Below are 13,551 nucleotides of genomic sequence, written 5' to 3' on the forward strand. Positions count from 1 at the left end.
AGACTCCGGGTCAAAAGATGAACCACGAGCTTAACGACATGGGCGGCATGGCGATGACGTCTTGGAGACTGGTGGCTTCGTGGCGCCGCTCAGACCATGCCCAAACTTCCCAAAATGGCGAGCAATTGGGTGGTGTTGATCAGGATGGCCGACTTGTGGATTTTGCGGAATGCAGGAATGGCCGCCACTTCATCGGCCAGGATCTGCGGTGCCAACCGGTCCATTTGGGGGATGAATTGCTTGCGCAGCACCCATGTCAGTGTGGCGATGGCGGCTGCACCGAGGGCGAAGGCCGGTCGCCCCGCCAGTGCGTAGCTGATGGTCGTGCCCAGGGCGGTGGTGAGCGCGATTTTGTAATAGGTGATGTAGAAAGACCGGATGAATCGCGCATCCACAGGGTTGTCGTGTTTGAGTGTGAGCAGCGGGATGGAACCGAGCAAAAAGTAAGCGGTGACCGCCAGCAAGGCGACGGTGAAAAACAGCGCGATATTTTGAGCTTGAAGCAGCATGGTGTGGTGATGGCGTGAAGTGCGTATGTTCCTGAATCAGTCTGGTCGTGTCAACGCTTCCAGCCGCATCAAATACCTGCGGGCAAACAGCCCGCCATCGTCTTGAGGGCCGCACATGTCCAGCGAGGCTTGCAGTTGCCCGCACACTGCCGGTCGTTCTGGTTGGTCAAAAATCTTGCACCGCAACTGCTCGTCAAGCTGCACACAGGGCACACCTGCGGGTTTGCCATCGGGCATACCCGGGATGGCCGACGAGATGGAGGGCGCGGTGCAGCAAGCGGCGCAACCCGGGCGGCATGACAAGCTCATCGGGGCCACAGCGCCCACAGTTGAAGGCTTTGGTTGATGCGCCCTGCAAAGTCCCCGGCGGCTTTGCCCGAGCCGGCGTAATAGTCGGCCCGCACGGCTCCCACAATTGCGCTGCCGGTGTCTTGTGCCAGCACCAGTTTGTCCAGTGCGACTTGAGGCCCTTTTGAAACCAGCCAGACAGGCGTGCCATACGGGATGCTGTTGCGGTCAATGGCCACTGAGCGACCGGCAGTCAGGGGAACGTTTTGTGCGCCTTTGGGGCCGGGCGGCGTTTGGCCTGCTGGCAGGTTCTCTTCCCTGAAAAAGATGAATCGGGGGTTCTTCCACAGCAGCTCGTTCACCCGCGAGGGGTTGCGGTCCATCCAGTCCTTGATGCCGGGCCAGGAGGCGTCTTTCAGCAAGCCTTGTTGCAAAAGCCAGCTGCCAATGCTTTTGTAGGGGTGTTCATTGGATGCGGCAAAGGCCATTCGCACGGTGCGTTGGCTGCCGTCGGGCTCGGTGACGTTGACCAGACCGGAGCCCTGAATGTGCAAGACCATCGCGTCAATCGGGTCGGCCAGGTAGACCAAGGCTTTGCCGCGCAAGGCACTGCGCGCGGGTGATTGGGTCTCGATTTCCTCGCGAGTGAACCAGGGGGTGTTCTTGGTCATGCCTGCAGGAGGCGCATACAGGGGTATGTTGAAGCCGGAGCGTGGCAACCTGGACGCGTCGAAACGGGGCTCGTAATAGGCGGTCAATTTGCCCTGTGATTGGCCCTCATGGGATTCCACGCGGTAGGGCTGCAAATTTTCCCGAATCCAGCGGCGTTGCTCTTGTGCGGATGCATTGGCCAGTTGCCGGATATCCGGGCACAGTGCCGCCCAGGGTTTGGCTGGGCGCGAGCAGCTTTGCACCCATGCAGGCCAGGCTTCGTGCACCGAGTCTGCTTCCAACCCAGGCAGTTCAGACCAGTGCACCGGCACCCAGCGGCTTTTCGCCTGCATCATCACCGGCGGCAGTGGCCCTTGATTGACCTCGGGGCTGGGCGATGATGGGCTTTGTGGAGAGGGCTCGTCCAGGACAGGCGCAACCGAGCAAGCGGTCAGGCTGCCTACAATCGCAGCCAACAGCCAGCGGGGACCTGCGCGGCGAACACAAAGAAACGGAAATTTGCTCATGGCCCTTATTTTGCTGGAAGCTTTGCTGGCCTTGGCCGTCTTCGTCGTGATTGTGTGGTGGACCATGTTTTCCGGACGATCCAAAGGCGAATTGCCGCAGCCTGAAAAATCCGACGCAGACGACAAGGCACCTTGATCGGGCGGGTCAGTCGAGCAGCGTTGCGGCCCCTTCAAAACGCTGGGCGTAATAACGGTTGGTCAGTTGGTCCATGCGCACGCCGGTTCGCGGGTTGCTGGCATGCACAAAGCGGCCGTCGCCGACATAAATGCCCACATGCGAATGGCGTGTACCCAAGGTGTTGAAGAACACCAGATCACCGGGCTGCAGGTTCGCGCGGTCAATGGGTCGTGACTTTTGGCCCAGATCGGCCGAGGAGCCTTTGACCGGCAAGCCCGCCGCCTCGCGGTAGACATGCGAGACCAGCCCCGAACAATCAAACCCGGTGGCAGGGCCCCGGCCACCCCAGGCATAAGGGGTGTCCAGCAAGGACAAGGCAAACAAGGTCAGGTCGTTGCGCTTGGGGTGGTAGGGGGCGCTGTTCTGAGCCCGTTGTGCTTTGGGGGGCAAGTCTGGCAAATCAGACATCGGGGCGGTCGAGCTGCAGCCGGTCAAAACCGCAGCGAATGCCATGGTCAGTGCCGTGGTTGTGATCCGCGTGAATCTGGCGGTGAGCCGTGCAAGCGGGTTCATGTCAAGGTTCGCATCAGGTTGGCCAGTTCGACGGCTGATTTGACTTCCATCTTGTCGAACACGCGTGAGCGATGCACTTCAACGGTACGGACGCTGATGTCCAGTTGATCGGCGATCAGTTTGTTGGGCAAGCCTTCGACCACCAGGCGCATCACATCGCGTTCGCGTTCGGTCAGCTCTTGCAGCCGTGACTGCAAAAAGTTTTGCTGCGTGCGTGCGGTCAGACGTTCTTGAGACAGCAACAAGGCTTGTTCAACCCGGTCAACCAGGGCGTTGTCCGAAAACGGTTTTTCGCAAAAGTCAAAAGCCCCCCGTTTGACGCTGTCCACCGCCGTGGGCACATCGGCGTGCCCGGTCAAGAAAATCACGGGCCAAGCCTGGGCGATGCCGCTGGCTTGCAGTTGCTCAAACAAGGCCAAACCGCTCATGCCCGGCATGCGCACATCGAGCAGGATGCACGCAGCTTGTGCGGGCAACAGCGAGGCTTGGGCCGTGCGCTCGAGCATGTCCAGAAATGCTTCAGCGCTGTCGTAGGACTCGCTCAACAGGCGCCGCGTTCGCAGCAGCCACGCCATGCCTTCGCGCACGCCAATGTCGTCGTCAACGATGTAGACCATGCTGTCAAAAGGTGGGTGCATGGCGGGATTTTAGGTGGTGGGAGCGGCGGCGCTGCCGGACGCCGCTGGCAGCGTGAAACGGAAGACGGTGCCTTTGGGCGCATGTGTTTCAAACGCCAGATGACCGCCGTGTTGTTCGATCACGGTGCGGCACAGGCTCAAGCCCAGCCCCATGCCTTCGGCTTTGGTGGTGAAGAAGGGGTTGAACAGTTGGGTGGCGACATCGGCATCGATGCCCGCGCCAACATCGGTGATTGCAAATTCGATCCCCCCTGGCTCGGCGCCGGATGAGGCGCGCTTGACCTGCAAGACCAGCACTCTGTCGTGGCATTGCGGGTGGTCCATGGCCTGCATGCCGTTGCGAGCCAGATTGAGCAAAACCTGCTCCACCATGGTGCGGTCGCACCACACAGAGGGCAAGCGCGGCTCGACCCGAATGTGCACACGCACGTGCAGTTTGCGCGCTTGCAGGTTGACCAAAGGGGATATGGCATCGAGCAAAGCTTGTGGCGACACGGCCTCGCGCGCCTGGTCGCGGCGGCGCACAAAGTCATGCACGCTGTTGATGACGCGTCCGGCCCGTTCGGCTTGTTCGGCAATCCGCCGCAGTGCCATGTGCACATCGTCCAGTGTTCGGGGTTCGGTTTGCGGGTCTTTGAGCAGGTTGAGCGAGCCATTGGCATAGCTCGATATGGCCGCCAGTGGCTGGTTCAACTCGTGGCTCAGCAGGGAGGCCATTTCGCCAACGGTGGCCAGTCGGGCGGTCGCCTGCAGGCGCTCTTGGCTGGCACGCGAGAGTTCTTCGATGCGGCGTTGCTCGCTGATGTCGATCACGGCCCCCATCCAGCCCGTTTGTTCCCCGCGAACGCTGATCAGTGGCGCTTCGATGATCAGCACCGGAAAGCGTGTGCCGTCTTGCCGCATGAAGACCGATTCAAAACCTTCACGCGGTGGTGCGTTGCCCGCCAGCCGGATGGCTTGGCGTTGCTGGTATTCGTCCACCATTTCCGGTGGCCAATAAGGCATGGGGGCGTTTTGCCCGACCAGTGCTTCGGCGTCCCAGCCCACCATTTGGCAAAAGGCGGGGTTCACATAGGTGATGTGCCCTTGCAGGTCGCGTGCCCTCAAGCCGGTGACCAGCGAGTCTTCCATGGCTTTGCGAAACGCCAGGGCATCGGCCAGGTCGCGTTCGGCCTTGAGGCGACGCCGCGAGTCCTTGGCCAGCAAAACCATGACCGTGATCAGCGCGATCGACATGCCCGTGACCAACGCGGTGAGCACATTGGGAAACAAGTCGGGCTCGCCCCGTCGGCCATCCATGCGCAGCAGCAAGGTGTTGCCAGGCAAGTCCACCAGTTGTTGTGCCGTGAACACCCGCCGTTCCCGGCGCTGGGTGCCCGCAATGGCCAGACGTGTGCCGTCCGGCTCGATGAATGACAACTCGTTGCGGCGGCCAAATGTGCTGCCCAGACGCTCTGTCAACATCTCTTGCAGGCTGTAAGTGACCACCGTGTAGCCCGAGAGTTCCCCTGCTTGTGTCACGGGCAGGCACAGCTCCATGACCTCCATGCCCAGGCCATCGGTTTGTGGCAAGAAATAAGTGCTCGAATAGGCGGGGCCATTCAAACGCTTGCCGCGTTGGCAAGCTTGGCTGGCTTCGTTGAGCACGTCAGGGCGTGCGATGCGTTCAAACGCGGGCGCACGCAAAGGCGAGTCGGCAAACGACACCAAACGCCATTCCTTGTCGCGCCACTCAATGCGCAACCAGTCGCGGTTGTCGCGCAGCAAGCCCATGGCTTCGGGTTGCCAGGTCGTGGGAGCGAAATGGCCTGACTGCAGCGCTTGCAGGGCCTGAACCTGGCGAGACAGGCTGTTGCGCAAGTCGTTCACGGCGTCGGCGGTGTCGCGCTCCAGCTCGGCTTGCACCTGACTGGCTTCGTAACGACCCGCCAGCCACACCAGTGTCACCAGCACCGCCAGCACCAAGGCAATCAAGGCCGCCCACAAGGACCGTCGGCCTGAACCCCAAGGCAAAACTTCGTCGAGCCTGGAGCGCAAGCGCAACAGGCCAGCTTGCCATGCGGCACGAATGCGAAAAGCGCCAGGACGTTTCATGGCGCGTCAGGGTGTGCTGTTGGGCGTGGCGGGGGTTTTGCTGTCACCGCCGTTGCTGGTGACTTTGGTGACCCGTGGTTCGGTCCAGCTGCCATCGATCAGGAACTCTTGGGTGTTGGCTTTGGCCAACGGGTTTTGCAGGAAAAGCTGGGCCAAAAACGCCGTCAGCCCCACCACCGGGTTGAGCGCGATGCCCGCCACCAAAGACGCGGTGCCTGCGTCCAGCGCTGGCAAAATCACCACCCGCAGTTTTTGGGTTTCATGGGCAATGTCGGCCGAGCCGTCGAGTTGCACCAAGGCGTTCACCCCTTTGATTTGCATGTTGCGCGTGTTGGCAATGCCTTGCGTGATGGTCACGTCGCCACGCACCGAGTCAAAAGCGAAACCTTCATAAAACACATCGCGAAAATCGAGCAACAGGCGCCGTGGCAGGGCTTGCAAGCTCAACACCCCCAGCAACTTGGCGGCGCCCGCATCGGCCTTGAGGAATTGGCCGCGCCCCATCTTGACGCCGAACTGCCCCGACATGCTGGGGTAATGCAAAGCCATGGGCGAGCCTTGCCAGCTCACGGCACCTTCGAGCTGACCGGTTCCGCCGCGCAAGGCATTGGGCGTGCCCAAGCGGGTCAGCAGCGCACCCGCATCGCTCACGTCCAGCTTGAAGTTCATTTCGGTTTTGCGTTGATGCCCGCCTTCACCCGCCGTCAGCCAGCGGCCTGTGCTGCGCAGTGTGGCCTCGGGCACCGTGAGGTTGAACTTGTTCAACTGCCATTCGGGGGCGCTTTTGGCGCGAGACTTTTGTTGTTCTGTGTTGATGGCCTCGATTTCAATGCGGCCAAGGTTCTTGCCTCGCAGTTCCAGCTGCTCGACCACGATGTCTAGAGAGGGCAAATTGGCGGGCGGGGCTTCCAGCAGGCCTTCGACTTCGGCCACGCTGGAGGGGGGCAAATTGAGCCGTGACAAGCGCGCAAACAGGTGTCCCAATTGTTCACGCGAGGGCTGGCGATAGACCACATGACCACTGAGTTCACGCGCATCCAGGTTCACGCGCCAGGTGAGGTCTTCGCGAACCCCGCCTGCGACCACCTGGTGCAAGGTGCGCCCATCGGCGGTGATCGTGTTGGCTTGCAGGCCGATGCGTGTGGGCAAATAGGTCCGCCAGGCGTTTTGTCCCGTGCCAGGCTTGTCACCGCCCAAGATCAGGTTGGCGGGCAGCAGGGTTTCCCAGTCGTCGACAGAAAAACGGTCCAGAGCCACCGTGGCCGAAACCCCTGTGGCGGGCAAGGCGGGCGCCTGTGTGCCCAGGCTCAGGCTGCCGCGCAGCACGACAGGTTCGGCACCGCTCAGGTCTCGCACATAGTGGGCCGAAGCGATGTTGCCCCATTCAAACTGCAGCTGGTCTTGCAAGGTGCCGCCTTGGCTTTGTGCGCGCACGCGCAAGGACAAGGGCACCTTGGCGGTGGCGGTCTTCCCCAAGGGCGAAGGCAACTTCAAGGCCATGCCGTCCAATTGGCTTTGCACAGACCACTCGGGTTGGCCTTGCCGCCAGCCCAGCTGGGCGTTGTAAGAGGTGGCACCACTGGCGTATTGGGCCAGTTCATTGAGCGGCGCGAATTCTTTGGCTTGGCGCAAGCCATCGGCGGTGATCTGACCTTGGGCACGCAATTGCATGCTGGTTTCAGCGGCTGTGGCTGGTGATGTGCGCAGGCCGCCTTCGATGCGAACGGGCCCACCCAGCAAACGGGCTTGCAGTGCACTCAGAGTGAATCCTGCTTCGGTGAACTGCACGGTGCCCTGCGCTTTTTCCAGCAAGGGCGTGGTGGGTGAGATGCGCACATCGTTGCCGTTCAGCACCACCGTCCCTTGCACTTTGGTGCTTTGAGGGGTCAGCAGCGGAATGCTCAATTTGAAGCGGGTCTGGATGGTTCCCGTGGCCTGGGTTTGACGCAACGCGCCGGACAGCAGCGCGTCCAGCGGCGATTTTTGAACCACCGTCAGCACTTGTGCGGCGGAATCCTTGTTGTCTGCCGAGACGTTCAGCACGGCTTGGTGCGCCATGTCGGCAATGTCTGCTTGTCCGGCTGTCAAACTGAGTCCTGTACGCGCATCGCCTGCGCGTGCCGAGGCATCGGTCAGTTTCATGCCCAAGCGGTCAAACACCAGCAGTCCGTTCAATTTGTGCAGACGGGGCCAGGGCAGGCTTTTGGGTGGCAGCAAGGCCGCAGGCAGGTAATCCAGTTCAACATCCCGCAAGCGTCCTGCGAATCGGAATTCGCCTTCTTTGGGGTTTGCAAACGGCAGTCGTGCCAGATCCCCCTTGATCTTGACCTGTACATCTGAATAGGTCCCTTTGACCACGGCATCCCGCACGTATTGACGCACGTTGGCGGGCAGCGTGACGGGCAAGTAACGGTGTGCCTGAGACGCATCGATTTGTTTGATTTGCCCTTGCAGGTCCAGCGTGCCCGGGCCACTGCCATTGGCCGCTGCTTGCCATTTGCCGTGCCATTCGCCTTGCACATCGGCGTTGGCCAACTTGAGCTGCCATTGCGGCACATGCCATTGCCCGGCCTCTCGTTTGAATGTGGCTTCGGCGTGCAATGCCTGCACGCGCACCTCGGCGTCTTCCAAAATGCCGGGCAAGAACACCGCCCCGTCTGGCCCCATGCTCAAGCTCACCTGGCCGCTGTCTTGCGTCATCGACACTTTCGCTTGTGCGTTTTTCAGGCCAGGCCGTTGCGGTGTCTTGTCGTTGGCGTTGGGTGTGGGGGGCGGCAGCGTCAAGCCTTCCAGTGTCACTTGCCCGTCATAGCGCACGGGCGATTGCCAATCGCCTTGCCAGCCCCACTGCAAAGCCCCCACTTGACCGCTGATGTCTTGTTGCTGCAGGCGTTCGTGTAACGCGGTGGGTAAAGGCATGCGCAGGGCCACTTCGCGCAGCGCGAACAGATCCAGATGGTCCGCCTGAATCTGGCCGCGTGCCGGGTTTTTGCCTTCGGGGTAGGTGTAGGTCAGCGAGGCGTTGCCGCCAGGCCAGGCCACGCCATTGGCACCCACAAAGGCCAGGTGTTGGGTTGAGACTTCAAAACCCAGTGCGCTGGCCCGTGCACCTAGGCGTCCCGACAAGCGTTCAAAAACCAGCGCCTGTGCATCGGACGCCCATGTGGTTTTGAGTCCGGTCAGGTTCACATCGGCAACACCGCCCGTCCACTGTCCTCGGGTGACATCACTCCACAGGCGCAGGCTCCCGTTGCCAGAGGCGATGTCCACGCCCAAAGGCACATGCTGGCCCCATTGCGCTGCATCTACTTCGGGAAAGTAGGCGTAAACCTGGCCCGTCCAATCGGTCCATTCACCGGGGTGGATGGACAAGAGGCTGCGACGGAAACGCCCCATGCCGACAAAACGCGCGCCCCACTCTGCGGGGGGGGTGGCGTCCAGTCGCACATCGTGGTGTCGGGCCGAGTTGCGCAACACCAAGTCCACGTCATGCAGCGCGAGGGTGATCGGCGTCGTTTCGGCATGGGTCGCAGGTGCCGGGGTTTTTGGCAACCACGGTGACAGCAAGCCTGGCGCCGCTTGATGTCTGCGGCGTTCGTGGGTCCAGCGCACGGTGCCACCTCGCACGATGACTTCGCGCTGCGAGAACAACCAATCGGCGGCGGCGCCATCGCTGCGGGTGTGGGGAGCCCAATCCAGGCCAGCCACGCGCCATTGGCCATCGGCCGTCAAGCGGATGTCGAGTTCCGGCGCGTCCAGCACGAGCTGTTCCAGCTTCAGGGCCAAGGCCGATTGCACGCTGATGGCGATCACCACCTTGGGCAAACGCAGGCCGGGCAGGCCTTCCTTGTCCAGCAATTCGATGTTGCGCAGCTCAAACGAGGGCACCCATCCCGTGGATTCGGCGGAAATTTGACCAATCCGAACCGGAACCCCGATGCTTTGCTGGGCCAAGCGCTCCAAGGCGGGGCGGTAATCACCGATTCGCGGCACAATCCAAAAATGCAGGGTGCCCCAGGCCATGCCCAACAAAACACCCAAGACGAGCAGCGCCCATGCAATGGCCCGCATGACACGGGACAGCGCAAGGCTCAGGCGGGGAAAAGTGGGCAAAGACGGCACAAACATTTGAATCAGAAAGTCAGCAGGAATTATGACCCGCAGCCAGCCTATGAACGATGCCTCCGACTCAAAAGCGGTAAGTCCTGGTAATTTGACCTTGTATTCACGTTTTGTGCAGCGTTTGCACCGCCGTTACGCTGCTGTTTTGCCCCTGTTGGCGCCCGGTGCCCCCACGCGTGACAGCTTGAACGCCGCTTTTTCTGCTCTGCAAGCCACAGGTCTGGACACGGGTGCCGCCCTGCGCGTTTTGCGCCAGCTCACGCTGGAACGCCTGGCACAGCTCGATTGCACCGGCCAAGCGCCTTTGGCGGTGGTGACCCATGCCATGACTTGGTTGGCCGAAGTCACACTCGACATCGCCTGGCAGCAGGTCATGGCCGATCTGGACGCCTTGCACGGTCAGCCCTTGACAGTCAGCGGCCAACGGGCCGAGATGTGGATCGTCGGCATGGGCAAGCTGGGTGCCCGCGAGTTGAATGTCTCCAGCGACATTGACCTGATTTACGTGTACGACCAGAACGGCGAAACCCAGGGCAACAGCGAGGGCCGCAACAAAGTCTCGTGTCAGGAGTATTTCACCCGCGCCGTCAAACGCATGTACGCCCTGATTGGCGACACCACCGAACACGGTTTTGTGTTCCGGGTCGACCTGGCCCTCAGGCCCAACGGCAACTCCGGGCCCAGCGTGGTCTCGCTCGATGCGCTGGAGGAGTATTTGCTGGTGCAAGGCCGTGAATGGGAGCGCTTTGCCTGGATGAAAAGCCGGGTGGTTGCGCCCCGCAGCGCGGTGGTCAACGGCTCGGCCCAGGCCTTGCGTGCGGTGGTGCTGCCGTTTGTGTTTCGCCGCTACCTCGACTACAACGTGTTCGAGTCGCTGCGCACGCTGCACCAGCAAATTCGCGACCACGCAGCCAAACGCAGCGCAGGCCACCCCGAGCGCGCGAACGACGTCAAGCTGTCACGTGGCGGCATCCGCGAGATCGAGTTCACCGTGCAACTGCTACAGGTGGTGCGTGGCGGGCAGTTCCCCGAGCTGCGCACGCGCCCCACGCTGGACGCGCTGCAGCGCGTGGCCAAAGCCGGGCTCATGCCCCAGGCCACGGCCGATGCCTTGGGTGCGGCCTATGTGTTTCTGCGTCAGGTTGAGCACCGCATCCAGTACCTGGACGACCAACAAACCCATGTGCTGCCGACACGCGACGATGACCTAGCCTGGATCGCCCAGACCTTGGGGTATGAAGGTGCCTGCGCGTTTTTGACCGACCTGGACGCACACCGCGAAGTCGTGGCGCAAGAGTTCGACACTTTGCTGGGAGGAGACAGGGAATGCAAAGGCTGCAACGGTAAAAATGGCAAGAGCGGCCCCCATGGCCGTGAACATGCCGAACTCGAAGCTGTGCTCACCGAATTTGATGGCGCGGTCCGCACCCGCCTGGCGCAGTGGGGTGACAACCCCCGCGTGCAAGCCCTGCGCGACGATGCCCGAGGCCGTTTGATGCGCTTGTTGCAACGCACGGCGCAATGGCTCAAGGACGGGCGCATCAGCGAAGTGGCCGTGCTGCGCATGGCCGATTGGATCGAACCCTTGCTGCGCCGAGAAAGCTATCTGGCCTTGATGCTGGAACGCCCTTCGGTGTACGAACGCTTGCTGCGCCTGTTGGGGGCGGCCAAGTGGCCTGCGCGCTATTTGTTGCAACACCCCGGTGTGATCGACGAGCTGGCCGGGGGCAATTTGTTTGACACCCGCTTTGACGCCACCGAGTTCGAGGCAGAGCTGGAATCGCGCCGCATCGCGCTCAAGCGCACGGGCGAAGACGACGAAGAAAGCCTTTTGAATTTGCTGCGCCGTGCCCACCATGCGGAGCAATTTCGCACCTTGGCGCGTGACGTCGAAGGCGTGCTCAGCGTCGAACAAGTGGCCGATGACCTGAGCGCCTTGGCCGATGCCGTGCTGCGCGTGACGGCCCGCTGGTGCTGGGACCGCCTGAAAAACCGCCACCGCGAGGAACCGGCGATTGCCATCATTGGTTACGGCAAGCTGGGCGGCAAAGAGCTGGGCTATGGCAGCGACCTGGACATCGTGTTTGTGTACGACGACGAAGACGAGCGCGCCCAGGAAATTTACGCTGGGTATGTGCGCAAAATGATCAACTGGATGACCGTCAAAACAGCCGACGGTGATCTCTACGAAATTGACACCGCCTTGCGCCCCAATGGCAACTCAGGCCTGCTGGTCACCCGTTTTGAGGCCTATGCCGACTACCAGCAGCAACGCGGCAGCAACACCGCCTGGACCTGGGAACACCAAGCCATGACCCGCGCCCGCTTTGTCATGGGCCTGCAAAGTTTGGCACCGCGTTTTGACGCCGTGCGCCATGCGGTCATCAGCGCGTCACGCGATGCGGACAGTCTCAAGGCCGAAATCGTGGCCATGCGCGAACGTGTGCGCCAGGGGCATCCTGTCAAAGCCGATCGTTTTGATGTCAAGCACAGCCCCGGTGCCATGGTGGACGTTGAGTTTGCCGTGCAATACCTGGTTCTGCTGCACACCGCTGCACACCCGGAATTGGCTGACAACGTGGGCAACATCGCTTTGCTTCAACGCGCCGAAAAAGTGGGCCTTTTGCCTGCAGGTGTGGGCAATGCTGCCGCCAACGCTTACCGAGAAATGCGCCGTGTGCAACACCGTGCCCGTTTGAACGAAGAGCCCACCGATGTGCCTTTGATCGTGTTGTCGGCAGAGCGCGATGCGGTGCTGAGGTTGTGGCAGGTGGTGATGGGTTGAGCTGGTATTTTCGCCCTCTGCTCCCTGCGAAATACCTGAGCATGGCATCTGCACCATGACGCTTCTTGTCACCAGCCGCTAAACTCGCCGCACGTCACAAGGGCGTGCAGTCAAAAGAGAAGCGTCATGAAAAAAAGCGGTGTTTGGATTGGGGTGTGGGTGGGTGTGTGCATGGGCTTAGGTCATGCGGCTTGGGCCGTAGAGGACAGCAAATCATCTGTGCTCGCCAAGCCATCTTTGACCGTCACGGTGACGTTGCCCCAGACGGCCAGCATGGCCCAAAAAATCAGCGCCAACGGCAACTTGGCCGCTTGGCAAGAAGCCATTGTTGGCGCCGAGGCCAATGGTTTGAAGATCATCGAAGTGCGTGCCAATGTGGGCGACCGGGTGCAGCGCGGCGATGTGCTGGCGGTTTTGCAAACCGACAGCTTGAGGGCTGAGTTGGCGCAGGCCGAAGGCACGCTGGCCGAAGCAGCGGCCAGTGCTCAAGAAGCCAAAGCCCAAGCCGAACGCGCCCGCAGCCTGCAGCAGCAAGGATTCTTCAGCGCTGCCCAGCTGAGTCAGGCACTTGCGGCTGAAGCCTCGGCCGTGGCCCGTGTGCAGTCCGCCCGCGCCTTGGTGCAGCTGCAAAACGTCCGCCTGTCGCAAACCCAGGTGCGTGCGCCCGATGCGGGCGTGATCTCGGCACGTCAGGCCACCGTGGGCAGTGTGGTGGGCGCAGGCACCGAGTTGTTCAGGTTGATTCGCCAGGGCCGCATCGAGTGGCGGGCTGAAGTGACGGCTGCCGAGATTGGCCGCATCCAGGTGGGTGCGCCTGTGCAGATCAAAGCGGCCAGTGGCCAGCTGCTGCAAGGCAAAGTGCGCATGGTGGCACCGTCGGTCGATGCGCAAACTCGCAATGCCCTGGTCTACGTCGATTTGCCTGCACAGACCGGCAGCGCCCGCGCAGGCATGTATGCCCAGGGTGAAATCGTGCTGGGCCAAAGCCAGGCGCTCACTGTGCCGCAAACGGCGGTGGTGGTGCGCGACGGTTTCAGCTATGTCTACACCGTCGGGGCCGACCACAAAGTCAGCCAGCTCAAGGTGCAAACCGGACGCCAAAGCGGTGACCGTGTCGAGGTGACCAACGGCTTGAAAGCCGATGCCCGTGTGGTGGCCAGTGGCGGTGCATTCCTGAACCAAGGCGACACGGTGCGCGTGGTGGACGCTCCAGCGTCTCCAGCAGCCCCTGCCAGCAAATAAAGGG

10 protein-coding genes are annotated in these 13,551 nt (G+C 61.6%); 3 read left to right on the top strand and 7 right to left on the bottom strand.

What is annotated here, in order from left to right:
• Positions 1–89: 89 nt before the first annotated feature.
• The 3 genes from ACZ5VE_RS15000 to mltA are packed head-to-tail and all read right to left on the bottom strand — an operon-like array spanning position 90 to position 1,975.
• The gene (locus ACZ5VE_RS15000) at positions 90–509 is read right to left on the bottom strand and encodes a hypothetical protein (protein ID WP_464455913.1); all 420 of its coding nucleotides are present in this window, start codon (positions 507–509) and stop codon (positions 90–92) included.
• 36 nt (positions 510–545) lie between these two features.
• Positions 546–818 (bottom strand): YkgJ family cysteine cluster protein, encoded by a 273-nt coding sequence (locus tag ACZ5VE_RS15005; protein ID WP_464455914.1) that lies wholly within the window; start codon positions 816–818, stop codon positions 546–548.
• The gene (gene mltA, locus ACZ5VE_RS15010; protein WP_464455915.1) at positions 815–1,975 is read right to left on the bottom strand and encodes a murein transglycosylase A; all 1,161 of its coding nucleotides are present in this window, start codon (positions 1,973–1,975) and stop codon (positions 815–817) included. Before mltA ends, ACZ5VE_RS15005 begins: the two co-directional genes overlap by 4 nt.
• Between mltA and ACZ5VE_RS15015 the strand changes: the two genes are divergently transcribed.
• Entirely contained in the window at positions 1,974–2,111 is a 138-nt protein-coding gene (locus ACZ5VE_RS15015; protein WP_464455916.1) for a hypothetical protein, read from the top strand. The two genes, mltA and ACZ5VE_RS15015, sit on opposite strands and share 2 nt — an antisense overlap.
• A 9-nt stretch (positions 2,112–2,120) precedes the next feature.
• Here the strand turns inward: ACZ5VE_RS15015 and ACZ5VE_RS15020 are convergent, their stop codons facing one another.
• The 4 genes from ACZ5VE_RS15020 to ACZ5VE_RS15035 are packed head-to-tail and all read right to left on the bottom strand — an operon-like array spanning position 2,121 to position 9,526.
• Positions 2,121–2,606: a C40 family peptidase gene (locus tag ACZ5VE_RS15020; protein ID WP_464455917.1), complete on the bottom strand. Its 486-nt coding sequence runs from the start codon at positions 2,604–2,606 to the stop codon at positions 2,121–2,123.
• 56 nt (positions 2,607–2,662) lie between these two features.
• Entirely contained in the window at positions 2,663–3,304 is a 642-nt protein-coding gene (locus ACZ5VE_RS15025) for a response regulator transcription factor (RefSeq protein ID WP_464455918.1), read from the bottom strand.
• A gap of 9 nt (positions 3,305–3,313) precedes the next feature.
• Entirely contained in the window at positions 3,314–5,398 is a 2,085-nt protein-coding gene (locus ACZ5VE_RS15030) for a sensor histidine kinase (protein WP_464455919.1), read from the bottom strand.
• A 6-nt stretch (positions 5,399–5,404) separates the two neighbouring features.
• Complete coding sequence (locus tag ACZ5VE_RS15035; protein WP_464455920.1) at positions 5,405–9,526, bottom strand: YhdP family protein; 4,122 nt, start codon at positions 9,524–9,526, stop codon at positions 5,405–5,407.
• A gap of 25 nt (positions 9,527–9,551) precedes the next feature.
• Between ACZ5VE_RS15035 and glnE the strand changes: the two genes are divergently transcribed.
• A complete protein-coding gene (glnE, locus tag ACZ5VE_RS15040; protein ID WP_464455921.1) occupies positions 9,552–12,305 on the top strand; it encodes a bifunctional [glutamate--ammonia ligase]-adenylyl-L-tyrosine phosphorylase/[glutamate--ammonia-ligase] adenylyltransferase in 2,754 nt (917 codons plus the stop codon).
• A 126-nt stretch (positions 12,306–12,431) separates the two neighbouring features.
• On the top strand, positions 12,432–13,547 hold the full coding sequence (locus ACZ5VE_RS15045; RefSeq protein ID WP_464455922.1) for an efflux RND transporter periplasmic adaptor subunit: 1,116 nt from the start codon (positions 12,432–12,434) through the stop codon (positions 13,545–13,547).
• Positions 13,548–13,551 lie beyond the last annotated feature (4 nt).

The organism is Limnohabitans sp. INBF003 (genome assembly GCF_055396645.1).

What these genes read in the sequence shown, in the direction of transcription:
- ACZ5VE_RS15005 (WP_464455914.1), bottom strand. Translation starts at nt 818, where the DNA reads ATGAGCTTGTCATGCCGCCCGGGTTGCGCCGCTTGCTGCACCGCGCCC.
- ACZ5VE_RS15045 (WP_464455922.1), top strand. Translation starts at nt 12,432, where the DNA reads ATGAAAAAAAGCGGTGTTTGGATTGGGGTGTGGGTGGGTGTGTGCATG.
- ACZ5VE_RS15025 (WP_464455918.1), bottom strand. Translation starts at nt 3,304, where the DNA reads ATGCACCCACCTTTTGACAGCATGGTCTACATCGTTGACGACGACATT.
- glnE (WP_464455921.1), top strand. Translation starts at nt 9,552, where the DNA reads ATGACCCGCAGCCAGCCTATGAACGATGCCTCCGACTCAAAAGCGGTA.
- ACZ5VE_RS15030 (WP_464455919.1), bottom strand. Translation starts at nt 5,398, where the DNA reads ATGAAACGTCCTGGCGCTTTTCGCATTCGTGCCGCATGGCAAGCTGGC.
- mltA (WP_464455915.1), bottom strand. Translation starts at nt 1,975, where the DNA reads ATGAGCAAATTTCCGTTTCTTTGTGTTCGCCGCGCAGGTCCCCGCTGG.
- ACZ5VE_RS15000 (WP_464455913.1), bottom strand. Translation starts at nt 509, where the DNA reads ATGCTGCTTCAAGCTCAAAATATCGCGCTGTTTTTCACCGTCGCCTTG.
- ACZ5VE_RS15015 (WP_464455916.1), top strand. Translation starts at nt 1,974, where the DNA reads ATGGCCCTTATTTTGCTGGAAGCTTTGCTGGCCTTGGCCGTCTTCGTC.
- ACZ5VE_RS15020 (WP_464455917.1), bottom strand. Translation starts at nt 2,606, where the DNA reads ATGGCATTCGCTGCGGTTTTGACCGGCTGCAGCTCGACCGCCCCGATG.
- ACZ5VE_RS15035 (WP_464455920.1), bottom strand. Translation starts at nt 9,526, where the DNA reads ATGTTTGTGCCGTCTTTGCCCACTTTTCCCCGCCTGAGCCTTGCGCTG.